General features: G+C 71.4%; 23 protein-coding genes. 16 read left to right on the top strand and 7 right to left on the bottom strand.

From position 1 onward, the window contains the following. Positions 1–34 precede the first annotated feature (34 nt). The 4 genes from V5F67_RS01815 (at position 35) to V5F67_RS01830 (ending at position 4,337) form a co-directional block, all read left to right on the top strand. Positions 35–1,228: an MFS transporter gene (locus tag V5F67_RS01815; protein ID WP_394022111.1), complete on the top strand. Its 1,194-nt coding sequence runs from the start codon at positions 35–37 to the stop codon at positions 1,226–1,228. A 25-nt stretch (positions 1,229–1,253) separates the two neighbouring features. Further along, positions 1,254–2,075, top strand: a complete 822-nt coding sequence (locus V5F67_RS01820; RefSeq protein ID WP_394022110.1) for an enoyl-CoA hydratase/isomerase family protein — start codon at positions 1,254–1,256, stop codon at positions 2,073–2,075. A 19-nt stretch (positions 2,076–2,094) separates the two neighbouring features. After that, positions 2,095–3,264: an NADH:flavin oxidoreductase/NADH oxidase gene (locus V5F67_RS01825; RefSeq protein WP_394022109.1), complete on the top strand. Its 1,170-nt coding sequence runs from the start codon at positions 2,095–2,097 to the stop codon at positions 3,262–3,264. A 158-nt stretch (positions 3,265–3,422) separates the two neighbouring features. Continuing rightward, on the top strand, positions 3,423–4,337 hold the full coding sequence (locus tag V5F67_RS01830; protein ID WP_394022108.1) for a DMT family transporter: 915 nt from the start codon (positions 3,423–3,425) through the stop codon (positions 4,335–4,337). Between the two features lie 27 nt (positions 4,338–4,364). Here the strand turns inward: V5F67_RS01830 and V5F67_RS01835 are convergent, their stop codons facing one another. Genes V5F67_RS01835 through V5F67_RS01845 form a run of 3 tightly spaced genes read right to left on the bottom strand, consistent with a single transcriptional unit; the run spans position 4,365 to position 6,491 of the window. After that, positions 4,365–5,333 (bottom strand): CobW family GTP-binding protein, encoded by a 969-nt coding sequence (locus V5F67_RS01835; protein WP_394022107.1) that lies wholly within the window; start codon positions 5,331–5,333, stop codon positions 4,365–4,367. Further along, positions 5,326–5,664: a hypothetical protein gene (locus V5F67_RS01840; RefSeq protein ID WP_394022106.1), complete on the bottom strand. Its 339-nt coding sequence runs from the start codon at positions 5,662–5,664 to the stop codon at positions 5,326–5,328. Before V5F67_RS01840 ends, V5F67_RS01835 begins: the two co-directional genes overlap by 8 nt. Before the next feature lie 20 nt (positions 5,665–5,684). Further along, positions 5,685–6,491: a GntR family transcriptional regulator gene (locus tag V5F67_RS01845; RefSeq protein ID WP_394022105.1), complete on the bottom strand. Its 807-nt coding sequence runs from the start codon at positions 6,489–6,491 to the stop codon at positions 5,685–5,687. 99 nt (positions 6,492–6,590) lie between these two features. On the opposite strand from V5F67_RS01845, the gene V5F67_RS01850 reads away from it, so the two are divergent. Genes V5F67_RS01850 through V5F67_RS01880 form a run of 7 tightly spaced genes read left to right on the top strand, consistent with a single transcriptional unit; the run spans position 6,591 to position 13,555 of the window. Further along, positions 6,591–7,463, top strand: a complete 873-nt coding sequence (locus V5F67_RS01850) for a branched-chain amino acid ABC transporter permease (protein ID WP_394022104.1) — start codon at positions 6,591–6,593, stop codon at positions 7,461–7,463. Further along, positions 7,460–8,431: a branched-chain amino acid ABC transporter permease gene (locus tag V5F67_RS01855; RefSeq protein ID WP_394022103.1), complete on the top strand. Its 972-nt coding sequence runs from the start codon at positions 7,460–7,462 to the stop codon at positions 8,429–8,431. Before V5F67_RS01850 ends, V5F67_RS01855 begins: the two co-directional genes overlap by 4 nt. After that, positions 8,418–9,188 carry an ABC transporter ATP-binding protein gene (locus tag V5F67_RS01860; protein WP_394022102.1) on the top strand — a complete coding sequence of 257 codons (771 nt, stop codon included), beginning with the start codon at positions 8,418–8,420 and terminating at the stop codon, positions 9,186–9,188. Before V5F67_RS01855 ends, V5F67_RS01860 begins: the two co-directional genes overlap by 14 nt. Further along, on the top strand, positions 9,185–9,916 hold the full coding sequence (locus V5F67_RS01865) for an ABC transporter ATP-binding protein (RefSeq protein WP_394022101.1): 732 nt from the start codon (positions 9,185–9,187) through the stop codon (positions 9,914–9,916). Before V5F67_RS01860 ends, V5F67_RS01865 begins: the two co-directional genes overlap by 4 nt. Positions 9,917–9,933: 17 nt before the next feature. Beyond that, positions 9,934–11,325, top strand: a complete 1,392-nt coding sequence (locus tag V5F67_RS01870; protein WP_509210601.1) for an amidohydrolase family protein — start codon at positions 9,934–9,936, stop codon at positions 11,323–11,325. 50 nt (positions 11,326–11,375) lie between these two features. Next, positions 11,376–12,587: an amino acid ABC transporter substrate-binding protein gene (locus V5F67_RS01875; protein ID WP_394021945.1), complete on the top strand. Its 1,212-nt coding sequence runs from the start codon at positions 11,376–11,378 to the stop codon at positions 12,585–12,587. After that, the gene (locus tag V5F67_RS01880; protein ID WP_394021944.1) at positions 12,584–13,555 is read left to right on the top strand and encodes an amidohydrolase family protein; all 972 of its coding nucleotides are present in this window, start codon (positions 12,584–12,586) and stop codon (positions 13,553–13,555) included. Before V5F67_RS01875 ends, V5F67_RS01880 begins: the two co-directional genes overlap by 4 nt. Before the next feature lie 6 nt (positions 13,556–13,561). Here the strand turns inward: V5F67_RS01880 and V5F67_RS01885 are convergent, their stop codons facing one another. Both V5F67_RS01885 and V5F67_RS01890 read right to left on the bottom strand, forming a co-directional pair. After that, complete coding sequence (locus V5F67_RS01885) at positions 13,562–14,104, bottom strand: UGSC family (seleno)protein (protein WP_394021943.1); 543 nt, start codon at positions 14,102–14,104, stop codon at positions 13,562–13,564. A 37-nt stretch (positions 14,105–14,141) separates the two neighbouring features. Next, the gene (locus V5F67_RS01890; RefSeq protein WP_394021942.1) at positions 14,142–15,581 is read right to left on the bottom strand and encodes a thioredoxin; all 1,440 of its coding nucleotides are present in this window, start codon (positions 15,579–15,581) and stop codon (positions 14,142–14,144) included. Positions 15,582–15,945: 364 nt separating this feature from the next. On the opposite strand from V5F67_RS01890, the gene V5F67_RS01895 reads away from it, so the two are divergent. Continuing rightward, positions 15,946–16,929, top strand: coding sequence for a tripartite tricarboxylate transporter substrate binding protein (locus V5F67_RS01895; RefSeq protein ID WP_394021941.1), 984 nt, complete (start codon positions 15,946–15,948; stop codon positions 16,927–16,929). Positions 16,930–17,166: 237 nt separating this feature from the next. Then, positions 17,167–17,877 carry a GntR family transcriptional regulator gene (locus tag V5F67_RS01900; RefSeq protein WP_394021940.1) on the top strand — a complete coding sequence of 237 codons (711 nt, stop codon included), beginning with the start codon at positions 17,167–17,169 and terminating at the stop codon, positions 17,875–17,877. Positions 17,878–17,916: 39 nt separating this feature from the next. Here V5F67_RS01900 and cuyB read toward each other — a convergent pair whose 3' ends face one another. Both cuyB and trxB read right to left on the bottom strand, forming a co-directional pair. Then, a complete protein-coding gene (gene cuyB, locus V5F67_RS01905; RefSeq protein WP_394021938.1) occupies positions 17,917–18,663 on the bottom strand; it encodes a cysteate racemase in 747 nt (248 codons plus the stop codon). A gap of 25 nt (positions 18,664–18,688) precedes the next feature. Continuing rightward, the gene (trxB, locus tag V5F67_RS01910) at positions 18,689–19,642 is read right to left on the bottom strand and encodes a thioredoxin-disulfide reductase (protein ID WP_394021937.1); all 954 of its coding nucleotides are present in this window, start codon (positions 19,640–19,642) and stop codon (positions 18,689–18,691) included. Between the two features lie 364 nt (positions 19,643–20,006). Here trxB and V5F67_RS01915 point away from each other — a divergent pair, with 364 nt between their 5' ends. The 3 genes from V5F67_RS01915 (at position 20,007) to V5F67_RS01925 (ending at position 22,536) form a co-directional block, all read left to right on the top strand. Then, positions 20,007–20,513, top strand: coding sequence for a peptide deformylase (locus V5F67_RS01915; RefSeq protein WP_394021936.1), 507 nt, complete (start codon positions 20,007–20,009; stop codon positions 20,511–20,513). 269 nt (positions 20,514–20,782) lie between these two features. Then, positions 20,783–21,766 (top strand): Bug family tripartite tricarboxylate transporter substrate binding protein, encoded by a 984-nt coding sequence (locus tag V5F67_RS01920; protein WP_394021935.1) that lies wholly within the window; start codon positions 20,783–20,785, stop codon positions 21,764–21,766. A 62-nt stretch (positions 21,767–21,828) separates the two neighbouring features. Further along, positions 21,829–22,536, top strand: coding sequence for an SDR family oxidoreductase (locus V5F67_RS01925; protein WP_394021934.1), 708 nt, complete (start codon positions 21,829–21,831; stop codon positions 22,534–22,536). The last annotated feature ends 16 nt before the right edge of the window (positions 22,537–22,552 follow it).

Raw genomic sequence — 22,552 nt, forward strand, 5'->3', positions numbered from 1 at the left:
GCCGGCCGACCGCATCCCACCGGAGACCTCCCCCATGCTCGGCAAGGCTGGCTCGATCGTCATGATCGTCATCTGCCAGGTCTGCGGCATGACGCTCTGGTTCTCCGCCACCGCGGCCGCCGGCGCGCTGGTCGCCGCGGGCAGCCTGTCGGGACAGCAGGCGGGCCTGCTCACCGGCGCGGTGCAGCTCGGCTTCGTCGCCGGCACGCTGGCGAGCGCGCTCACCGGCCTTGCCGACCGCCTCGACCCCCGCCGCCTCTTCGCCGCCGCGACCCTGGTCGGCGCCGCCGCCAATCTCTGCCTGCTCGCCACCGGCTTCGACAGCGCCCTCACGGTGGCGCTGCGCTTCGTCACCGGGGCGGCGCTCGCCGGCGTCTATCCGGTGGGCATGAAGATGGCCGCCGCGTGGACCGAGCGCGCGGTGGGCCTGATGATCGGCACCGTGGTGGGCGCGCTCACGCTCGGCTCTTCCCTGCCCTATCTTTTCAACGCGGTCTCGGGGATCGACTGGCGCGTCACCATCGCCGTCTCCACCGCCTGCGCGCTGGTGGCGGCCGCCGGCATCCTCGCCATATCGCTCGGCCCCAAGCACATGCAGGCGAGCCGCTTCCGCTTCGCCGAGGCCTTCGCGGCGCTGCGGCAGCGGCCGATGCTGCTCGCCAATGCCGGCTATCTCGGCCACATGTGGGAGCTCTACGCCATGTGGGCGTGGATCGGCGCCTTCCTCGCCTGGGCGCTGCCGAAGGCGGGGTTCCAGGGCAATCCGGGCATCGTCACCTTCCTGGTGATCGCCGCGGGCGCGGTGGGCAGCGTCGCCGCGGGCCTGCTCGCCGACCGCTTCGGGCGCACGCTCATCACCATGGGCGCCATGGCGGCGAGCGGCGCCTGCGCCGCGACCATCGGCCTCCTGCCGCCGCTCGGGGCCGGCGCGCTGATCCTGGTGGCGCTCGTCTGGGGCCTCACGGTGGTGGCGGATTCGGCGCAGTTCTCCGCCTGCGTCGCCGAGCTGGCCCAGCCGCAGCTGGTGGGCACCATGCTGACCATCCAGACCTCCATGGGCTTCCTGCTCACCTTCCTGACCATCCAGGCGATGCCGCCCGTCATCGCCGCGCTCGGCTGGGAGCACGCCTTCGCGGTGCTCGCCATCGGCCCGGCGCTCGGCGTCATCGCCATGTGGCGCCTGCGGCGCCAGCCGGCCGCCGCGCGCATCGCCGGCGGCCGCCGCTAACCGATCAACACGAAAGGACAGTCCCATGAGCTGGGAGACGCTGATCTACGACAAGCCCGAGGCCGGCATCGGCCGCGTGACGTTCAACCGTCCGACCCGGGCGAACGCCATGAACCAGCACATGCTGCGCGAGCTGGAGCAGGTCTGCGCCGAGATCAGCGCCGACGACGGCGTGCGCTGCGTGGTGGTGACCGGGGCGGGCGCCGCCTTCTCCGCCGGCTTTGACCTCAAGGACCAGGCCGAGGCCCAGCCCTCCGGCGTCGCCGAATGGACGCCGCTGCTGGAGGCGGACTTCAAGGGCATCATGTCGTTCTGGAACCTCGCCAAGCCCTCCGTGGCGGCGGTGAACGGGCCGGCGCTGGCGGGCGGCTTCGAGCTGATGATGGCGTGCGACCTCGCCATCGCCGTCGAGGGGGCGACCTTCGGCGAGCCGGAGCTGAAGTTCGGCGCCGGCATCGTCGCCATGATCCTGCCCTGGTACGTGACGCCCAAGGTGGCACGCGGCGTGATCTATACCGGCGAGGACGCGATCCCGGCGCGGCAGGCGCTGGAATGGGGGCTCATCAACCAGGTGGTGGCGCCCGAGCGGCTCATGGACGAGGCGCTGGCGCTCGCGAGCAAGCTCGCGCGCATGGACCCCATGGTGATGAAGCGCACCAAGATGGCGATCAACCGCACCTACGAGCTGATGGGGATGCAGGCGGCGCTGCGCCAGGCGCTGGAGATCGATCTCCTGATCGAGGCCGAGGGCACCGACCTCAAGCGCGGCTTCATGAAGGTGGTGCGCGAGCAGGGCCTCGGCAAGGCGCTGGCGTGGCGCGAGGCGCGCCTCGCCCAGCCGGCCTGAACCGACCGGAGGCGGCGCGATGAAGGAGACCCTGCCGGCCCTGTTCACGCCGCTCGTCCTGCGCGGCGTGACGGCGCGCAACCGCACCATGCTGTCGGCGATGAACCAGCACGTGGCCAAGGACGGCTTCGCCGACGACGGGCTGCTGGTCCATCTCGGCAAGTTCGCCCTCGGCGGATTCGGCATCGTCGCCACCGAGGCGACCGCCATCACGCCCGAGGGCCGAATCGCCCCCGGCGACCTCGGCATCTGGTCCGACGACCACATCGACGGCCTCAGGCGCGTCACCGGCTTCCTGCGCGGCGCCGGCGCGCTGGCGGCGATCCAGCTCGGTCATTCCGGGCGCAAGGGCTCGGCGCGCCGGCCCTGGGACGGCGGCCCGCTCGCCGACACCGATGCCCGCAACGGCGAGCCGCCGTGGGCGCTGGTGAGCCCGACCGCCGAGCCCCTGGGGCCGGGGCATGCGGTGCCGCGGGCGCTCGGTCCGGACGGGATCGCCGCGGTGCTCGAGGCCTACGCCGCGGCGGCCGCGCGGGCGGATGCGGCCGGCTTCGACCTCGTCGAGGTCCATGGCGGGCACGGCTATCTCATCGCCAGCTTCCTCTCGCCGGTCATCAACACCCGCACCGACGCCTATGGCGGCGACCTCGCCGGCCGCATGCGCTTCGCCTTGGAGGTGGCGCAGGCGGTGCGCGGGCGCTGGCCGGCCCATAAGCCCATGATGTTCCGCATCTCCAGCGTCGACGGGCATCCGCAGGGCTGGCAGATCGCGGATTCGGTGATCCTGGCCCGGGAGCTGAAGGCGCAAGGCGTCGACGTGATCGACTGCTCGTCCGGGGGCCTGCGCGAATCCACCGCCATCGAGAACACCAACCGGCATCCGGGCTACCAGGTGCCCTATGCGCGGGCGATCCGCCACGGGGCCGGCATCGCCACCGCCGCCGTGGGGCTGATCCTCGACGCGCCGCAGGCGGAGGCGATCCTCGCCGCCGGCGACGCCGATCTCATCGCCCTCGCCCGGCAGGCGCTGTACGACCCCTACTGGCCGCGCCACGCCGCCCAGGCGCTCGGCCTCGACCCCGCGTTCGAGAGCTGGCCGACCAATGCCGGCTGGTGGCTCGCCAAGCGCGCCACCGGGCTCGCGCGCATCGGCTACGGGCCGGCGGGAACGCCGCGCGCCGGGGACTGAGCCGGCGGCCCGCGCCCCCGGCCCTCCACGGCGCGAACGCCCCTTGCATCTGTGGCGCGGTTCGGATCATTGGGTTCCGCCGGAGGACGCGCCGCGCCAGCCGGCGCGGCCTCCAGCATCCCGACCCGCCCCGCGCCGCAATCCCGAGAGGCCCCGCAATGGATCGTGCCCGGTTGTGGGGCGTGGCGTTCCTGCTCGTCACGGCGGTCGGCTGGGCCCTGAACTGGCCCACCATCAAGTTCCTGCTCGCGGTCTGGCCGGCCCTGTTCTCGCGCGGCGTCGCCGGGGTCACGGCGGCTTGCCTCCTGGGCCTGCTTGCCGTCAGCCGGGGCGAGAGCCTGCATGTCCCGCGGCGCCTCTGGCCGCGGCTGGGGATGGCGGCGTTCACCAGCGTGTTCGCCTGGATGGGGTTCGCCACCGTGAGCCTGAACCTGATCAGCGTCGCCGAGGCGGCGCTGCTGGTCTACTCGATGCCGGTCTGGGCGATGCTGCTCGCCTGGCCGCTGCGCGGCGAGCGGCCGGGCGCGCGGGCGCTGGTCGCGCTGGCGCTGGCGGTCGCCGGCGTCGCCCTGCTCCTGAGCGGCCAGAAGAGCCTCGCCGGCAGGGACCAGATGCTCGGCGTCGGCCTCGCATTGGCGGCGGCGGTGCTGTTCGCGTGGGGCACGGTCGCCAACCCCAAGCCGCTGCCGCTGCCGCCGCTGGCCCAGACCGCCTGGGTGGTCGGGGTGGGCTGCGCGCCCATGATCGTGCTCGGCCTCCTGTTCGAGCATCCCCAGCTCGGCGCGCTGACCGGCGCGGCGGCCGCGAGCCTCGTCTACATGACGCTGGTGCCCATGGGCGTGTGCTATCTCAGCTGGTTCGCGGCGCTGCGCCGGCTGCCGAGCGGCATCGCCACCATCACCATGCTGCTGGTGCCGCTGCTCGGCACGCTGTCCGCCGCCGCCATTCTCGGCGACCCGTTCGGCCTGCGCGAGGGCGGGGCGCTGGCGCTGACGCTGGGCGGCGTCGCCCTGGCGCTGCGCGGCCTCTCCGCGCCCGCGCGGGAGCGCGCCTCCGACCCGGACGGGGCGTGATCGCAGGGCAGGCGGGAGCGGGACCCCTCAGGCCGGCTCCGCGGCCAGCAGCCGCAGCGCGCGGCCGAGGCTGCGCTCGATCTCCGGCTTGCGGATGCCCGTGGCGATGAACACCAGGAACGAGGGTCCGGCATCGCCGCCGGAGATGTGGGTCGGCGGGTGCATCACGTGCTGCACCCCGTGGATGGCGAGGGGCTGGTCGGACGAGGTGGTGCGCAAGAGGCCCTTCACCCTCAGGATCCGGTCGCCATGGGCGTGCAGCAGCGCCGACAGCCACACGGTGAAGGCCGGCCAGTCCACCCGGCCATCCAGCGGCACGGTGAACGAGGAGACCCCGGCATCGTGCTCGGGCGCCTCCGCCAGGAACGGCGAGGGCGGCGCGGCCGTGCTCCCGGCGCCGCCGAGCACGTCGCGCGGGCGGAAGTCCTCGTCCTGGGCATCGAGGATGCGGGCGTCGGGCGAGATGGCGCGGATGGCGGCGTCGAGCGCCGCGCGCGGCTGGGCGGCGCGCAAATCCGCCTTGGTGAGCACCACCGTGTCGGCGATGGCCACCTGCCGGCGCGCTTCGGCGCGGTGCTCCAGGTTGCCCACGCCGGCGACCGCGTCCACCACCGCCACCACGGAGGCGAGGCGCACATGGGCCTTCAGCCAGGGATCGCGCGCGAGCGTCGCGATCACCGGCGCCGGATCGGCGAGGCCCGACGTCTCCAGGATGGCGCGGCTGAATCCGCCCTTGGTCCTGGCCATGCGCACGAGGTCGTGCAGCGCCTTGGCGACGTCCGCGCGGCGGGCGCAGCACAGGCAGCCGCCGTCGATCAGCTCCACCGCCTCGCTGGCGTGCACCAGCAGCCGGTGATCGACGCCCGCCTCGCCGAACTCGTTGACGACGATGCCGGAATCGGCCCCCTCCGGGGTCTCCACGAAGCGGCGGATAAGGGTGGTCTTGCCGCTGCCGAGGAAGCCGGTGACGACGATCAGGGGCAGGCGCTCATCCATGGGCCGGTTCCGTCGCGGGAAGGGGCGCGAAGAAGGCGTCGGCGAGCGGGTCGACGCGGGCGCCGGCGAGCCCCTCGGCCACCGGCCACACATCCGCGAGCGTCGGCGCGATGCGCGTGCGCCCGCGCGCGTCGGTGAGCGCCAGCGCCTCCCCGTCCCAGTCCTCGCACAGGAGGCCGAGCGGGCCCACCAGCGTGTTGAGCATGGCGATGCGGCGCTTGCGCTCGGCCCGGTAGTGCAGGATGTCGGCGAACGGAAACCGCGTGTCGCGCTGGCGGGCGAAATCGCTCCAGTGCTCGCCGGCGCCGAAGATCGCACACACCTCGCACATGGCGTCCCTCCTTCCGTGGCTCAGCCGATGCTGTCCGGCACGCCGCCGAGCGGCAGCTCCATCTCCGAGAGCATGCTCTGGGTGAGGCACTCGGACACGCGCTTGCGGGCGAGCCCGGCATGCGAGCTGCCGAGCGCGTCGGCCCGGTCGCCGTCGCGGGCGCGGATCGCCTCCACCATCTCCCGGTGCTCGCGCAGGATGTTGCCCACGTGCGAGCCGTAGGCCTCCTCGGTGGGGAAGCAGTCATAGGTCATGGCGAGGCGCGAGATGCGCAGGTTGGTGGTCAGCAGCTGCAGGTAGAAGCGCTCGATCACCGTGTTGCGGCAGCAGGCGGCGATGGCGGCGTGGAAACGCCAGTTGATCTCGAGCATGGCCTCGCTGTCGCGCCGGCCCGCCGCCGTCTCGAAGCCCGCGCACTCGGCCTCGATCAGGTCGATCTGCGCCTCGGTGCGGCGCAGCGCGGCCCAGCGGGTGACGAGGCGCTGGGAGAGGTCGAACGCCTCCAGGTGCTCGCGGATGTCGTTCCAGCCCATGGGCGCGACCCGGGCGCCGCGATTGGGCAGGATCTGCACCAGGCCCTCGCCGGCGAGGCGCACCACCGCCTCCCGGAGCGGCGTGCGCGAAAGACCGAGGCGGGCGACCAGGGCCGCCTCGTCGAGGTCGCTGCCCGGCGCCAGGGCCAGCGAGACGATCTCGCCGCGGATCACCTGATAGGCGAACTCGCTTGATCCGCCCTTGGAGATTCCGCCCTTCGGCAGGGCCGGCCGGCCCCCTTTGCCGGTTTCGGCGCCAGCACTGCGTCTTCTTTGTGCGCTGCGTTCAGACATGAGCCATTGCACGATCCAATTTATTTTGCATAAACTATGTATAAATATCGCGTTTGTCCAGCGAAAAATAATGTTCTTCCAACGCTTTGGAGGGGATAAGTGCTCTGGCAAGCAACCGCTAACGGGCTGCTGCTGGGTGGGCTGTACGGCATCGCGACCATCGGCTTCTCGATGGTCTGGGGCGTGATGGGGGTGATCAACCTCGCCCACACCGGCTTCATCATGCTCGGCGCCTACACCACCTACGGCCTCTATCACTGGGCGGGTCTCGACCCGATCGCCTCGATCCCGATCTCCATGGCGGCCATGTTCGCGCTCGGCTACGCGCTGCAGGTGCTGATCCTGAACCAGATCATCCGCACCAGCCTGCTCCTGTCCCTGGTGGTCACCTTCGGCATCGAGCTCATCATGGTGGACGCGGTCTCCATCGCCTTCACCTCCGACGTGCGCTCGGTGAACGCCTCCTACGCGGCGAGCTCGATCGAGCTGTTCGGCATCCTCATCCCGGTGGTGCGGCTGGTGGCGGCGGGCCTCTCGATCGCCCTCGGCGTCGGCTTCTATGCCTTCCTGCGCTTCACCCATGCGGGGCAGATGATCCTCGCCACCGCCCTGGACCGGGAGGTCGCCGCCCTCATGGGCATCAACCCCGAGCGCATCTATGCGCTCACCGCCGGCGCCGGGGCGGCGCTCGCCGGCGCCACCGGCTCGCTCGCCTCCATGCTGTTCCCGATCATGCCGGGCATGGGCCTCACCTTCCTGAGCGCGGTGTTCGTCATCACCGTGCTGGGCGGCATCGGCTCGGTGGAAGGGTGCATCGTCGCCGGCTTCATCTACGGCCTGGTCCAGGCCTGGTCGGGCTACTATCTCGGCGCCAACTACCAGGAGATCGTCGGCTTCGCCCTGTTCCTGACGGTGCTGGTGCTGCGGCCGCAGGGCCTGTTCGGCCGCGCCTTCTTCGGGGAACACGCATGAGCCCGGCGCCCCGCATCCCGCGCCGGGCGCTGGTCCTCGGCGCGCTCGCCGTCCTTGGCGTCGTCCTGCTGGCGGCGGCGCCGCTGGCGCTGAACAATTACTGGCTGCGGGTGATGACGACGGTGTTCATGTACGCCATCGTCACCCAGGGCCTGAACGTGATCGTCGGCCTTGCCGGCTACCACGCCTTCGGCAACGCGGTGTTCTTCGGCTTCGGCGCCTATGGCTGCGGCGTCGCCATGACGCTGGGGGCGCCGTTTCCGCTGGCGCTGGTGGCGGCGGTGGCGGTCTCCGCGGCGGTCGCGGGGGTGATCGGCTGGCCGATCCTGCGGCTGCGGGGGCACTATTTCGCTATCGCCACGGTGGCGCTGAACCTCGCCGCGATCCAATTGGTGATCCAGGTGGGCGGCATCACCGGCGGCGCGCAGGGCCTGCCGCTGCCGCTCTCGGACCTGCCGCCGGGGCCGCTCTACCGCGCCATCTACCTGGTGATGCTGGCGGGCATGGTGGCCTCCACCCTGATCGTCGCCTTCATCCTCACCCGGCCGTTCGGCTATGCGCTGAGGGCGATCCGCGACGGCGAGCGGGCGGCCGGCGTGATGGGCATCGACACCACCGCCAGCAAGGTGGCGGCCTGGGCCATCTCCGCCGGCATCACCGGCTTCGCCGGCGGCGTGTGGGCCTACTGGATCACCTTCATCGAGCCGGCGAGCGCCTTCGACCCCGCCATCGGCGTGAAGGCCTACATGATGCTGATCCTCGGCGGCATGGGCACGGTGATCGGCCCGGTGCTCGGCGCCTTCGTGCTGGAGTTCCTGTCGACCCTGGTGTGGGGCGGCTTCGTGACCGCGCACCAGATCATCTTCGGCGTGCTGATCGTCGCCATCTGCCTCGTCGCGCCCAACGGCATGCTGGTCGCCGGGCGCACCCTGATCCAGCGCTGGAGGTCGCGCCATGGCGCTGCTTGAGGCGAGCGAGCTGGAGATCCGCTTCGGCGGCGTCAAGGCGCTCGCCGGCGTCTCGTTCCACGTGGAGGCGGGGGAGATCTTCGGCGTGATCGGCCCCAACGGCGCCGGCAAGACCACGCTGCTCAACGCCATCTCCGCCGTCTACCGGCTCGACGGCGGCGCCATCCGCTTCGACGGCGCCGACGTGACCGGCCTCAGGCCGCACCGCCTGTCGCGGCTCGGCATCGCCCGCACGTTCCAGATCGTTCAGCCGTTCAAGGCCATGAACGTGCGCGAGAACGTCGCCATCGGCGCCATGTTCGGCCATGCCCGCCTGCGCACCCGCGCCGACTGGCTCGCCGCCGCCGACGCCGCCCTGGAGCGCACCGGCCTCGCGCCGAAGGCGGAGCTGATGCCGCCCCAGCTCACCCTCGCCGACAGGAAGCGCCTGGAGGTGGCGCGCGCCCTCGCCATGGGCCCGCGCATCATCCTGTTCGACGAGGTGATGGCGGGCCTCAACCACACCGAGATCGAGCGCATGATCGACCTGGTGAAGAGCCTCAAGCAGGCCGGGCTGACCGTGGTCATCATCGAGCACGTGATGAAGGCGGTGCTGGCGCTGTGCGACCGCATCATGGTGCTGAACTTCGGCGCCAAGCTGGCCGAGGGCGCCCCGAGCGAGGTGGTGTCGGACCCCAAGGTGGTGGAGGCCTATCTCGGCCAGCGCTTCGCCAAGGCGCATGCGTCGGCGCAGGTCGCAGCGGGAGGCGCGCCATGAGCGCTCCCGAAGCCGGCCTGCTCTCGGTGAAGGGCCTTGCGGTCGCCTACGGCGACAGCCGCGTGCTGTGGGACGTGAGCTTCGACATGGCCCGGGGCGAGATCGTCGCTCTGGTGGGCGCCAACGGCGCCGGCAAGACCACGCTGCTGCGGGCGCTCACCGGCCTCGTGCCGATCCGCGGCGGCGCCATGCGCTTCGCGGGCGCGGACCTCGCGCCGCTGAAGTCCTACGAGCGCGCCCGGCGCGGCATCGCCATGGTGCCGGAGGGACGGCGCCTGTTCGCCGGCCTCACCGTGCGCCAGAACCTCAGGCTCGGCGCCACCGCGCGCGCCGACCGCGAGGGCGAGGACGCCGACCTCGCGCTCGTGCTCCAGCTGTTCCCGGAGCTGGTGCGGCTGGAGGACCGGCTCGCCGGCCTGCTGTCCGGCGGCGAGCAGCAGATGTGCGCCATCGGCCGCGCGCTCATGGCGCGCCCCTCGTTGCTGCTGATCGACGAGATGTCGCTCGGCCTCGCCCCGGTGATCGTCGAGCGCATCGCCGAGGCGGTGCGGCAGGTCAACCGCGAGCGCGGCATCACCGTCCTCCTGGTGGAGCAGGACGTGGGCCTCGCCCTGGAGATCGCCACCCGCGGCTACGTGCTCGACACCGGGCGGATCACCATCGACGGCCCGGCGGACGACCTCCTGCGGCGCGAGGACATCCGCGCCGCCTATCTCGGCCTCAACTGACGTGCGTGGAGAGCGACGTGTCCCGACCGTATGACCTGGTGATCGAAAACGGCACGATCCATGCGCCGACGTCCTCGTACAAGGCCGACATCGCGGTGATGGACGGCAAGATCGCGGCCATCGGCGGCCCGTTCGAGGCCGCGGCCGAGCGCATCGACGCCAAGGGGCTCGATGTGCTGCCCGGCATCTGGCACGTGCACTGCCACTTCCGCGAGCCCGGCCACACCTACAAGGAGGACTTCGCCACCGGCTCGGCGGCGGCGGCGGTCGGCGGCGTGACCATGTGCATCGACATGACCAACAACACGCCCCACCCCACCACCCTCGACGACTTCGAGATGAAGAAGGCGCTCGTCGCCCCCAAGGCGCACGTGGACTACGCGCTCTACGGCGGCGGCCTCTATCCGCGCACGGTGGAGCCGCTGGCCAAGGCCGGGGCCATCGGCATCAAGATCTTCAACACCCGCCATATCAAGGAAGTCTATCCCTACATCTCCGAGCTCGGGGTGCTCGACCACGGCATCCTCTACGAGCTCTACGAGGCGACCCGCGACATGGGCCTCGTCGCCTCGGTGCACCACGACGATCCGGAATGGTGCAAGCGCCTCACCTTCCGCGACTACATCGACAAGGGCCGCACCGACGCCATGGCCTATCACGAGAGCTTCTCGAAGGGCTACATGTACGGCCACGGCATGGTGGCGGGGCTCGCCGCCTCGCTCTATTACGCCCGCATCAGCGGCGTGAAGCTGCACGTGCTGCATCTCGGCGTCATGCCCAAGGGCGCCAACGAGATGATCCGTCACGCCAAGTTCGACCTCGGCCAGGACGTGTCGTGCGAGCTGGAGCTCGGCACCCTGTTCATGAACCGGGCGCAGATGGAGAAGGTCGGCCCGCGCACCTACAACTGGGCCTATGACCCTGAGGCCGGCTGGGACGCGATCAGGGACGGCACCGCCGACATGATCGTGCTGGAGCACGCGCCCCATTCGAAGGACGACGTGGAGCCCGGCTGGCAGGACCTGTTCTCGGTGCCGCTCGGCGTCACCGGCGCGCAGGAATACATCCCGCTGCTGATGAACGCGGTGAATGAGGGCCGGCTGACGCTCAACGACGTGGCGCGCCTCGCCGCCGAGGCGCCGGCGCGCCGGTTCGGGATCTTCCCGAGGAAGGGCGTGATCCAGCCCGGCGCGGACGCCGACCTCACCATCCTCGACATGGCGCGCGAGGGCACCTTCCGCAACGAGGACATGCTCTCGAAGACCGGCTACTCGAGCTGGGAGGGCATGTCGACCAAGGGCGCGGCCACCCACACCATCGTCCGCGGCACCCTCGTCGCCAAGGACGGCAAGCTGCGCACCGGCCCCGGATACGGCCAGTTCGTCCCGGGCACCGCCGCAGCCGGATGATCTTCAACGCAAGCAATCCACCTTCCAGGACCAACAGCGAGGAGCGTGTCATGCACAGGAGACATCTGGTGAAAGGCTGGGCGGCCCTCGGGCTCGCCACCCTCCTCGCGGCCGGGCCCGCCGCCGCGCAGGACAAGATCAAGATCGGCGCCGCCGTCAGCCTCACCGGCAACTTCGCCCGCGAGGGCCATCTGCTGAAGAACGGCTACGCCTATTGGGAGAAGCTGGTGAACGACGCCGGCGGCATCAAGGTCGGCGACAAGAAGATGCCGGTGGAGGTGATCTACTACGACGACGAGAGCAAGCCGCAGACCTCGGCGCGCCTCACCGAGAAGCTCATCACCGAGGACGGCGTGAGCTTCATCCTCGGCCCGTACTCCTCGGGCATCGCCACGGCGACGGCGGCGATCAGCGAGAAGTACAAGGTCATCACCATGACCCCCATGGCGACCGCCGACAGCCTCTACCAGCGCGGCTACAAGTACATCTTCTGCCCGGCGCCGCTCGCCTCGACGACGCTCGACCCGATGCTGTCGCTGCTGAAGACGGTGAACGACCCGCCCAAGACCATCGCCATCGCCGGCCCCGACGACCTGTTCCCCAACGTGTTCGCCGGCGCGGCGCTGAAGAAGGCCGAGGCGGAGGGCCTGAAGGTGGTCTACACCACCAAGTATCCCAAGGGCTCGGCCGACCTCTCCACCGTCGCCACGGCGGTGAAGGAGAGCAATCCCGACGTGCTCATCCTCACCGGCTACGTGCAGGACTCGATCCTGCTCATCAAGACGCTGCAGACGCTGAAGGTGAACCCGAAGCTGATCGGCTTCGCCTTCGCGGTCGGCATCCCGGACTTCCTCAACGCCCTCGGCCCGGCGGCGGAGGACCTGTTCGGCGTCCAGATCTGGGACCCGGTTCTGACCTACAAAGGCCCGGTGATCGCCGACAGCGCCACCTATGTGGACACCTTCAAGAAGCAGTTCAACGGCGAGACGCCCACCTACATCACCGCCGCCGGCACCGCAGGCGCCCTGGTGCTCCAGCTCGCCATCGAGAAGGCCGGCAGCGTCGATCCGGTGAAGGTGCGCGAGGCCATGCTCCAGCTCGACACCGACACCTTCTTCGGGCCGGTGAAGTTCAACGACGCCGGCGTCGACGAGAAGGCGTCCGCCGTGGTGGCGCAGGTGCAGGGCGGCAAGGCCGTGCCGGTCTACCCCAAGGCGATCGCGGCCGCGCCGGTGGCCTATCCCCGCAAGCCGTTCCCGTGATCGTCGACGTCCACGCCCATTCCCTCTCGCGCGACTTCCTCGGGGAGCTCGCGCGGGAGGGCGCCTTCGGCATCGAGACCTGCCCCGAGGGCTTCCGGTTCGCGGGCTACGGCCCGCTCGACCCGCTGCTGTTCGACATGGCGGGCCGGCTGGAGAGCCTGAAGCGGCGCGACATCGGCCTTCAGCTGGTGTCGCCGCCGCCGCGCATCGTGTCCCATGCGGACTGGGCGGCGGACGTCGCCTTCGCCCGGCGCCTCAACGCCCAGACCCTGGCGGCGGTGAAGGACGGCGAGGGACGCGTCGGCGGCCTCGCGGTGCCGCCGATCGCCGAGCCGGAGCGCTGCGTGGACGAGATCCGGCGCGCGCTGGATGAGGGCCATGCGGGCGTCGCGATGCCGACCTCGGCGGCGGGGCGCGCGCTGGACGACGACGCCTTCGCGCCCCTGTGGGCGGAGTGCGCGCGGGCCGGCTGCATCGTCTTCATGCATCCCACCACCGGCGTCGCGCGCGAGGCGTTCTCGAGCTACACCATGCTGCAGCTCGTCGGCTGGCCTTCCGAGACCGCCTTGTGCGTGGCGCGGCTGATCTTCGCCGGCGTGTTCGAGCGCCACCCGCAGCTGAAGCTGGTGCTCGCCCATGGCGGCGGCACCCTGCCCATGCTCGCCGGCCGGCTCGACCTCGCCTTTGAGGCGCCGCGCTACGAGGCCAACCCCGCCTGCCGCGCCCACATCAGCCGCCCGCCGAGCAGCTATCTGCGGAACATCTTCTACGACACCGTGGTCGCGCACGAGGACGCGCTGGACTTCCTGCTGAAGCTGGCAGGACCCGAGCGCGTGGTGTTCGGCACCGACTTCCCGTTCGAGATCGGCGACGCCGAGGGCACCAAGGCGCTCGCGGCGCTCGCCCGCCAGCCCGGCGCGGTGCGCGCGGCGGTGCTCGCGGGCGGCGCGCGGCTGCTGGCGGGCTGAGCGAACTTACGCCGCCCGGCGGCGCGTGTGGCCGAGGCGCTCCAGGATCTCGTCCAGGAACGCCGCCGCGATGGCGTGAATCTCGGCCGTGGTGCGGTTGAGGATCGGATGCGGCACGAACACCGAGCGGCCGTCGAACCCGAGCGTGCCGCACTGGCGCGCGAACGCGTCGCGGAACTCCTCGGTGAGCACGTTCACCCCCGGCACGCCCCGCTGGTCGAGGTCGTTGAGGTCGTGGGTGGAGCAGGAGGTGCACGAGCCGCAGTCCGACAGGGCGATGATCACCGCGTCCGCTTCGCCGGCGATCTCCTGGAGGATGGCGAGCGGCGCGGTGCGGGTGTTGGTGGGCTTCTTCCAGCGGCGGATGGTGAAGCCCTCGGCGGTCAGGAGGGCGTCGAGCTTGTCCACGAACTCGTCGCCCCGCATCTTGCCGATGTCCAGCAGCGCCAGGGTGCCGGCCTTGAGGTCCGCGGGCGGGGCGAGCGGGGCGCGGCGCTCCGCCGCCGCCTCGGCGGTGGGATCGCGCAGGATGCTGTCGTCGGTCCTCATGGGCTGATCTTCCTTCCTTCCGGTGCGGGGCGCGGCGTCATTCGGCGATCTCGATGGTCACGGGCTGGCTCTCCTCGCGGAACCGGCCGCCGGTCCAGCCGCAGCAGATGGCCGAGTAGAGCCCGGCGGCGCCGCCGGCCCGCACCACCAGCAGGCCCTCGGGCCAGAACTTGTCCACCATGGCGTCGCCGCGGTCGGCGGGCATGCCCTCGCCGACCCCATGGGCGCCCGCCACCAGGTCGCGGCCCGGCCGGCGCAGGTTGTCCCTGAGGCTCGCCTCGATCCGCGCCCGGTCCCAGCCGGCGTCGGCGAAGATGGCGTGGTGCTCGGGGGAGAGCACGAGCACGGCGTTGAAGAACTCGCACAGCTTGGGATGGCCCACCGCCAGGAGCGACATGGCGAGCGAGCGCGACAGGTCCTGCGGCGTGCGGCTCTTCCAGTCGATGAAGCCCTGGATGCCGTCGCCCTGGAACAGGGTGACGGCGGAGCGGCCGGCGGCGATGCCGCGCGCCTCGGCGAGCGGCTGCCAGCGCGGGTCGGCCTCGTTCTCGGCGAAGCAGAAGGTGTACTTGCCGGGGCCGCCGATGGTGCTGCGGTCGAGCTCGCCCGGCCGGCCGCCGCCCACGTTGCGGATGATGAGGTTGAGCGCGCGGCCGATGGTGGCGTTCGCCCGGTTGCCCTGGCCCAGCGCGTTGATGCCGGAGTTCATGCCGATGCGCCGGGCGATCGGCCCGTTGACGATGATGACGGGCGAGGAGAAGCAGGTGGTGCAGATCACCCCGTGGAGGGTGAAGACCGGCTTGAGCGCGGCCTCGATGGCCGCCAGCAGCACCGGCATGTATTCCGGCCGGCAGCCGGCCATGACCGCGTTGATGGCGACCTTCTCCACTGTCAGCGGCGCGAGGTCCGGCGGCATGCGGCCGATGACCTCGCCGGGGCGCCGGGCGGTGCCGTCCAGCATGCGCAGGATGCGGGCGTCGGTGGGCGGCACCACCGGCAGGCCGTCGGTCCAGCCGCGGTCGAAGCAGGCTTCGACGGGGTCGTCCCAGTCGCCGACCGCGATCGCGCGGCTGGAGAAGCCCGGGGCGCCGAAGCGGGCGACGAGATGCTCGTAGACGTTGGGCTCCCGGGTCTTCGAGCCGCAGCCCGCGCGCAGCTCCGGCAGGTCCGCGCCGAGGGTGTGGCGGCCGGTGAGCCGGCGCCAGTCCGCCCGGCTCCAGCCGAAGGTGCGGCCCACCTCGGCGCCGCCGGCGCGCCGCACCAGGGTCGGCACCGCCTCCACGTCGGCAGCGAAGGAGAGCGCGAGCGCGGTGTCGTCGATGGCGCCGTCGAAGGCGCCCGGCTCATCCTGCACCACCACGGTGGCGCCCAGCTCCCCCAGCAGCGGGGCGACGAGCTGGCAGGTGGGGCACTCCGCCTTCAGGTAGGCGACATAGCCATCGTCGGGCAGCGCCGCGCCGGGGGCAGGGAGGGTCATCGATAGCTCCTGCATCGTGAAACTGGTGTACCAATTATCTGATTTCTGGGTCATTTTCAAATCTAATATTCCAATTCTATGCCATTGGACGGGACTCGGGGCCGGACCGCCCGGACCGGCTTGTCCGGCGTCCCCGAGTCCCGCGCGCGCAGCCGCGCAGCCGGTTCCTTGCACATGAAATCATTCATTTTATTGGCCCCCGAGCGCCCGTCGCTGGACGGACCGCAAGCGCCGGGACTCGGCATGTCGGTCCCGGCACGATGGCCGCGAATGGGCCTCGATTCCGCTTGACCTGCCCAAACTGGAATATTAGTTTTTTCGCACTTGCAGCATAATCCCAAGCCAACAACCAGAGGGGATCAGCATGAGAATCGAGCCCAGGCGCGTTCTGCTCGCACTGGCGGCCGCCTTCAGCCTGGCGACGAGCCCGCTCGCCGCCCAGGAGACCTTCCCGTCGCGGCCGATCCGGATCCTTGTCACCCTGTCGGCAGGGAGCCAGGTCGACATCCTGGCCCGCATCGTCGCCGACAAGCTGGCCCAGAGCCTCGGCCAGCCGGTGGTGGTGGAGAACAAGGCGGGCGCCAACGGCACCATCGCCGCCGCCCAGGTCGCGAGCGCTCCACCCGACGGCTACACGCTGCTGATGACCGCCAACGGGCAGGTCATCAATCCCTGGCTCTACAAGAACCTGCGCTACGACACGGCGAAGGACTTCACCGGCATCAGCCTGGTCGCCGCGGTGCCGAGCGTCCTCCTCGCCGCGCCCGACTTCCCGCCCGGCAGCACCAAGGAGCTGATCGCGCTCCTGAAGACGAACCCGGACGGCTTCAACTACGGCTCCCCCGGGGTCGGCAGCGCCGGCCACATGGCGACCGCCATGTTCAATTCCCAGGCCGGCGTGAAGGCGCTGCACATTCCCTACAAGGGCACGCCCGACGCCCTCACCGACCTGATGACCGGGCGCATCCAGTACTTCTTCGCCCCGCTCGGCGCCTCGCTGCCGCTGATCTCCAAGGACAAGGTGAAGGCGCTGGCCGTCACCACGGCCGCGCGCTCGCCGGCGCTGCCGAACGTGCCGACGATCGCCGAATCGGGGCTTCCCGGATACCAGTACGATTTCTGGTACGGCCTGCTGGCGCCCGCCGCGACCCCGCCGGCGATCGTCGACCGGCTGGCGAGCGAGGTCCAGGCCGCGCTGCGGATGCCGGACGTGCGGGAGAAGCTGGCGGCGCAGGGCGCGGTGCCGTCCGACATCGCCGGCAAGAGCTTCGACGCCTTCCTGTCGCGCCAGATGAAGATCTCGCACGATCTGGTGCAGCTCTCGGGAGCGGCGGGCAGCATGCAGTGACGCCCCTCCAGGCCTGGAAAGCAGGCGGGACCCTGTGCCTGGAGCCGGCCGCCGACGCCCTGAAGCGGCAGCCGGCGCCGGCGGGCCGGCGGCGCGCGGGGAGCCGCCGGCCCGGACCGCACCGCCGGGCTTTGTTGCCGCGCGGCCGGGGCCGGGGATAGGCTGGCGGACTGTCGGGCGTCCGGCCGGGGCCGACCGTCCGCCTCCGACGCCACCTCTGGGAACCGATCGGTGCCGATGAACGAGACCACGCCAGCGCGGGAGACGCAGGAGAGCCTCAGCCTCCGCGCGGAAGCCATCATCCGGCGCAAGATCGTCGAGGGCGAGTTCGCCTTCGGCATGCGGCTGTCGGACCGGACCCTGGCGCTGACGCTGGACATCAGCCGCACCCCGGTGCGCGAAGCGCTGGCGCGGCTCGCCAACGAGGGCCTGGTGGTGATCCGCCCCCAGAGCGGCACCTTCGTGATGACGCCGACGCCCGCCTCCATCCGCGAGATCTCCGAGATGCGGGGCGTGCTCGAATGCGGGGCGCTGCGCATCGCCGCCGCCAAGCACCCGGAACGCCTGGTCGCGGCGGTCGCCGTCCCGCTCTCGGGCGGGGCGCTGGCGGTGGAGGAGGGCGAGCTCGCGCGCGCCACCCAGATGGATTCCGCCTTCCACAACGCGCTCGTGGCGGCGGCCGAGAACCAGCTGCTCACCAGCGCCTATCGCAGCATCGCCGACCGGGTGGAGGCGCTGCGCCGGCGCATCCCGAACGACATGGAGCGCATGCGGCGGGCGGTGATGCAGCATCGCCGCATCATTGACCTCGCGGTCACCGGCCGCATTCCCCAGGCCGAGGCGGAGCTGGCCGGGCATGTGCAGATCGTCCAGTCCCTCGCCGTCGACCTGATGCGCACTTTGGAGAAGGGTGCCGCGCGCCGGCGGCACGATGCCGAGGTGTCCTGACCGCGGCGTCCCCGCTGCCGCGCGCTCGGGACCGGACGCTCAGCTGGGCTCCAGCAGGCCCGCCGGCCGCCGGGCCGCCTGCGGGCGGGCCCAGGCAAGCGCCGCGCGCGCCAGCGCGTCGATCGTGTCCACCAGCGGCACGCCGACGGGCGCCTCGTCCTCGGGCCGGATGGCGAGGGGGATCTCCGTGCAGGCGAGGACGACGGCGCGGGCCCCGGCCCGCACCAGCGCTTTCGCGGCGGCGACCAGCGGATCATGGGCATCGCGGACCGCCCCCGCCTTCACCGCCGCGATGGCGGGCATGACGGCGCCCTCCAGGTCTTGCGGCGCGGGCGAGAGGCAGGCATAGCCGCGCGCCGCCAGGCGCTCCTGGTAGAGGCCCATGGCGATGGTGCCCGCCGTGCCCAGGATGCCGACCGGCCCGCCCTCCACCCCGCGGCGGCGGAGGTCGGCGGCGGCCGCATCGACGATATGGAGGATGGGCAGGCGCGAGGCCGCCGCCATGGTCGCATGCCAGCCATGGGCGGTGTTGCACGGGATGACCACCGCGCCGCAGCCCGCAGCCTCCAGCGCCTCAAGCCCGCGGGCGAACCAGGGCATGGGGTCGGCGCCGCCGTGGAGCCGGGCCTCGGTGCGGTCCGGCACGCGCGGGTCCGACCACAGAACGGTGGGGATATGGTCCTGGTCGCGCCGGGCCGGGGTGAGCTCGGTCAGGCGGCACATGAACTGGGCCGACGCGAGCGGCCCCATGCCGCCGAGCACGCCGAGCCTGCGGTGGGAGGCCATGGGTCGGGCTCCGCCGTTGCCGGCTTCAGGCCGCGGCCGGCAGCGCGGCGGCGAGCCAGCGTTCCGCTTCGAGCGCCGCCATGCAGCCCGAGCCGGCGGCGGTCACGGCCTGCCGGAACACCGGGTCCTGGACGTCGCCGGCGGCGAACACGCCCGGCACGGCGGTGGCGGTGCGCCCCGGGACGGTGAGAAGGTAGCCCGCATCGTCCATGGGCAGCTGGTTCCGGAACAGGCCCGTCTCGGGCGCATGGCCGATGGCGACGAACAGGCCGTCGACGGGCAGCTCGCGCGGCGTGCCGGCGGCAAGGTCCCGCACCAGGGCGGCGCGCAGGGCCGGCCTTTCGCCCTGCGCATCGCCGACCACGGCCTCCACCACGTGGTTCCACAGAACGCGCACGTTGGGCCGCGCCGCGAGCCGGTCGCCCAGAATGCGCTCGCACCGCAGGGTGTCGCGCCGGTGGATCAGCGTCACCTCGGCCGCGAGGCTGGAGAGATAGAGCGCCTCCTCCACCGCCGTGTTGCCGCCGCCCACCACGGCGACGCTCTTGCCGCGGTAGAAGAAGCCGTCGCAGGTGGCGCAGGCCGAGACGCCGTAGCCGGAGAGCGCGCTCTCGCCCGGCACGCCGAGCCAGCGGGCCTTGGCGCCGGTGGCGATGACCAGCGCCTCGCAGCGGTAGGCGGCCGCGTCGCCTTCGAGCCGGAACGGGCGCACGGACAGATCGGCCGCGTGCACGCTGTCGCAGGCGATCTCGGCGCCCACGAGCTCGGCCTGGGCCTGCATCTGCGCCATCAGCCAGGGGCCCTGGACCGGGCTCGCGAAGCCGGGGAAGTTCTCAACCTCGGTGGTGGTGGTCAGCTGTCCGCCGGGCTGGAGGCCTGCGAGCAGCAGCGGGCGCAGCCCGGCCCGGGCGGCATAGATCGCCGCCGTCAGCCCCGCCGGACCGCCCCCGAGGATGATGATCCGCGCCCGCCGTTCCATGACCTGTCCTCGCGATCGTGATGAAGCGCCGCCGTGGCCGCGCGCCGGATGGACACGGGACACGATTGCACTGCGGCATTTCTTAAACTGGAATATCAATTATCCATATTATTCGAGTCAACCCATTTTTGATATTCCAATTCCTGGAATTTCCCAACCCGCACCTGTGAGCATGGTGGTATCAAAAGACCTTCATGCTCCGCGCAGCATCGTCGCGCGTGACCGCAGGCACCGATGGATTTGACACCGCCTCGGGCGCCTCGCGGACGGCCGCATGTTCTCGCCGCGCAGGATGCGATATCGGTTCGGCGGCGACGGGCGCGCGTCGCCCTCGCCTGCCATTCGAGCCGAGGAGACCCACGCCGTGCCGGTCCGGGAGATCGTCCAGTTCCCCGACGCGCGGCTACGCCGTCCGGCGCAGCCCGTCGCCGTCTTCGATGCGGCGCTCGCCAGCCTCGCGGCCGACCTTCTCGACACCCTGCGCGCGGCGCCGGGCATCGGCATCACGGCGCCGCACATCGGCGTCGGCCTGCGGGTGGTGGTGCTGCAGCTGGCGGCGGACGAAGCGCCGCTCACCTATGTCAATCCGAAGATCGCCTGGGCTGACCCGGAGCTGATCCGGCATGCCGAGGGCAGCATCTCCATGCCCGGCGTGACGGAGGAGCTGGAGCGCCATGCGCGCGTCAGGGTCGCCTATCAGGACCTGGACGGCACCGCGCATGTGGAGGAGGCCGAAGGCCTGCGCGCCGTCTGCCACCAGCACGAGATCGACCAGCTGGACGGCCTCTTCTGGCTCCAGAGGCTCTCGCGCCTGAAGCGGGAGCGCGTCGTCAAGCGGTTCGAGAAGGCCCGGCGCCCTGCCTCGACGTAGGGCGATGCACCGGTCAGCCTGCAACGCGAGCTGATCGGCGCGTGCTCTGGCTGCTCTCGCCGCGCCGTGCAGGCTGCTCCTGCCACCCGTGCGGCGGCGATCCCCCACCATCAACGCCCCTTCGGGATCGCGGCGCGCGAGCCGGCGCGCAATTGACACCTCATCGCCGATCTGCCAATTTTTCAAAACACTGTTTCAAATATCGCAATACGCGATCGCGCACGCCAAGCAACGGGCTCACAGAATGCCCGCGGCGCGGGAGGGAAAAGATGCTCAGGATCTTGCGGGCAGCCTACGCGCTGTCGCTCGCGGCGGCGTGCCTCGCCGGTGCCGTCTCGCCGAGCCTTGCCGACGAATTCCCCAGCAAGCCGATCCGCTGGATCGTCCCCTTCTCGCCCGGCGGGGCGACCGACATCGTCGCCCGCGTGGTCGGGCAGAAGATGCAGGAGGCGTGGGGCCAGCCGGTGGTGGTGGAGAACAAGCCCGGCGCCGGCGGCACGCTCGCCACCGACCTCATCGCCCGGGCCGCCCCCGACGGCTACACGATCGGCGGCATCTCGCTGAACTACACCATGTATCCGTTCCTGTATCCGAGCTTCCCCTTCAACATCCTGAAGGACTTCAGCCCGATCACGCTGGTCGCGCGCATCCCCTCCATCCTGGTGGTCACGCCGGCCATGCCGGTGAACTCGGTGGACGACCTGATCCGCGCGGCGAAGGCCAGCCCCGGCAAGATCGGCTTCGCCTCCGGCGGCGGGGTGGGCACCGGCGGGCATGTGGCGGGCGAGCTGTTCAAGAAGATGACCGGGGTCGACATGACCCACATCCCCTACAAGGGCGGCGGCCCGGCCACCGCGGACCTGATCGGCGGCCACGTCCAGATCTCGTTCGCCACCACCACCTCCATCGTCGAGGCGATCCGCGCCAATAAGGTGCGCCCCATCGCCGTGACCTCGGCGACCCGCTTCGCGCTGTTCCCGGACCTGCCCACGATCTCGGAGTCCGGCGTGCCGGGCTTCGTCACCGAGGAGATGCAGGGCATCGTCGCGCCGGCCGGCGTGCCCCCGGCGATCATCGACAAGCTCAATCGCGAGATCGTGCGCATCCTCAATCTGCCCGAGGTGAGGGACCGCCTCGTCAATCTCGGCGCCACGCCGGTGGCGGGAACGCCGGCGGAGTTCGCGGACTATCTGCGCACCGAGAGCGCCAAATGGGCCGAGGTGTTCAAGGACTCCGGCATCACCGCCGAGTGAGCCGCAGCCGCCCCGCCGCCCGGCGGGGCTTTCCGTCTCCGTTGCAGGACTGCGAGCAAGGGATGTCCTTATCCGGCAAGAAGATCCTGGTGGTGGGCGGCAGCTCCGGCATGGGCCTCGCCACGGCGCTGATGGCGCAGAAGGCGGGCGCCGAGGTGGTGCTGTCGTCGCGTTCCGAGGCCCGCCTTGCCGCCGCCCGCGCCCGCTTCCCCGCCCCGGTCTCGACCCTCGCCGCCGATGCGGCCGACGAGGGCCAGGTGCGCGCGCTGTTCGAGCGCACCGGCCCGCTCGACCATGTGGTCGTCACCGCCGCCGTGGTGAACCGCAAGCCGCTCGCCGAGATCACGCTGGAAGAGGCGCACCAGGCGTTCGAGACCAAGTTCTGGTCGCAGTTCAACGTGGCGCGCATCGGCGCGCCGTTCATTCGGACGGGCGGCAGCATCACGCTGTTCTCGGGCATCTCCAGCCGGCGCGGCTTTGCGAGCCTCGTGGTGGCGAGCGCCATCAACGGGGCGGTGGACGCGCTGTGCCGCTCGCTCGCCATGGCGCTCGCGCCGGTACGGGTGAACGCGGTCAGCCCCGGCTTCGTGAACACCGACGGCCACCGCGACGCGGCGCGCGAGAAGGTGCTGGCCGAGGTCGCCGCGAAGCTGCCCTTGCGCCGCGTTGGCGCGCCCGAGGACCTCGCCCGCGCGGTGATGTTCCTGATGGAGAGCCCCTACGCGACCGGCACGGTGGTGGTGGTGGACGGCGGGCACCTCGCGGGGTGAGGCCGAAACAATAGAA

It is taken from the genome of Xanthobacter pseudotagetidis, from assembly GCF_043194795.2.
GTDB classification, from domain to species: domain Bacteria; phylum Pseudomonadota; class Alphaproteobacteria; order Rhizobiales; family Xanthobacteraceae; genus Xanthobacter; species Xanthobacter tagetidis_A.

Excerpts from the sequence above, each read along its gene's own strand:
- V5F67_RS01895 (WP_394021941.1), top strand. The coding sequence starts at position 15,946 with ATGAGAATCGAGCCCAGGCGCGTTCTGCTCGCACTGGCGGCCGCCTTC.
- V5F67_RS01815 (WP_394022111.1), top strand. The coding sequence starts at position 35 with ATGCTCGGCAAGGCTGGCTCGATCGTCATGATCGTCATCTGCCAGGTC.
- V5F67_RS01845 (WP_394022105.1), bottom strand. The coding sequence starts at position 6,491 with ATGTCTGAACGCAGCGCACAAAGAAGACGCAGTGCTGGCGCCGAAACC.
- V5F67_RS01875 (WP_394021945.1), top strand. The coding sequence starts at position 11,376 with ATGCACAGGAGACATCTGGTGAAAGGCTGGGCGGCCCTCGGGCTCGCC.
- trxB (WP_394021937.1), bottom strand. The coding sequence starts at position 19,642 with ATGGAACGGCGGGCGCGGATCATCATCCTCGGGGGCGGTCCGGCGGGG.
- V5F67_RS01830 (WP_394022108.1), top strand. The coding sequence starts at position 3,423 with ATGGATCGTGCCCGGTTGTGGGGCGTGGCGTTCCTGCTCGTCACGGCG.
- V5F67_RS01920 (WP_394021935.1), top strand. The coding sequence starts at position 20,783 with ATGCTCAGGATCTTGCGGGCAGCCTACGCGCTGTCGCTCGCGGCGGCG.
- cuyB (WP_394021938.1), bottom strand. The coding sequence starts at position 18,663 with ATGGCCTCCCACCGCAGGCTCGGCGTGCTCGGCGGCATGGGGCCGCTC.
- V5F67_RS01890 (WP_394021942.1), bottom strand. The coding sequence starts at position 15,581 with ATGACCCTCCCTGCCCCCGGCGCGGCGCTGCCCGACGATGGCTATGTC.
- V5F67_RS01825 (WP_394022109.1), top strand. The coding sequence starts at position 2,095 with ATGAAGGAGACCCTGCCGGCCCTGTTCACGCCGCTCGTCCTGCGCGGC.
- V5F67_RS01840 (WP_394022106.1), bottom strand. The coding sequence starts at position 5,664 with ATGTGCGAGGTGTGTGCGATCTTCGGCGCCGGCGAGCACTGGAGCGAT.
- V5F67_RS01860 (WP_394022102.1), top strand. The coding sequence starts at position 8,418 with ATGGCGCTGCTTGAGGCGAGCGAGCTGGAGATCCGCTTCGGCGGCGTC.
- V5F67_RS01835 (WP_394022107.1), bottom strand. The coding sequence starts at position 5,333 with ATGGATGAGCGCCTGCCCCTGATCGTCGTCACCGGCTTCCTCGGCAGC.
- V5F67_RS01885 (WP_394021943.1), bottom strand. The coding sequence starts at position 14,104 with ATGAGGACCGACGACAGCATCCTGCGCGATCCCACCGCCGAGGCGGCG.
- V5F67_RS01820 (WP_394022110.1), top strand. The coding sequence starts at position 1,254 with ATGAGCTGGGAGACGCTGATCTACGACAAGCCCGAGGCCGGCATCGGC.
- V5F67_RS01925 (WP_394021934.1), top strand. The coding sequence starts at position 21,829 with ATGTCCTTATCCGGCAAGAAGATCCTGGTGGTGGGCGGCAGCTCCGGC.
- V5F67_RS01900 (WP_394021940.1), top strand. The coding sequence starts at position 17,167 with ATGAACGAGACCACGCCAGCGCGGGAGACGCAGGAGAGCCTCAGCCTC.
- V5F67_RS01855 (WP_394022103.1), top strand. The coding sequence starts at position 7,460 with ATGAGCCCGGCGCCCCGCATCCCGCGCCGGGCGCTGGTCCTCGGCGCG.
- V5F67_RS01865 (WP_394022101.1), top strand. The coding sequence starts at position 9,185 with ATGAGCGCTCCCGAAGCCGGCCTGCTCTCGGTGAAGGGCCTTGCGGTC.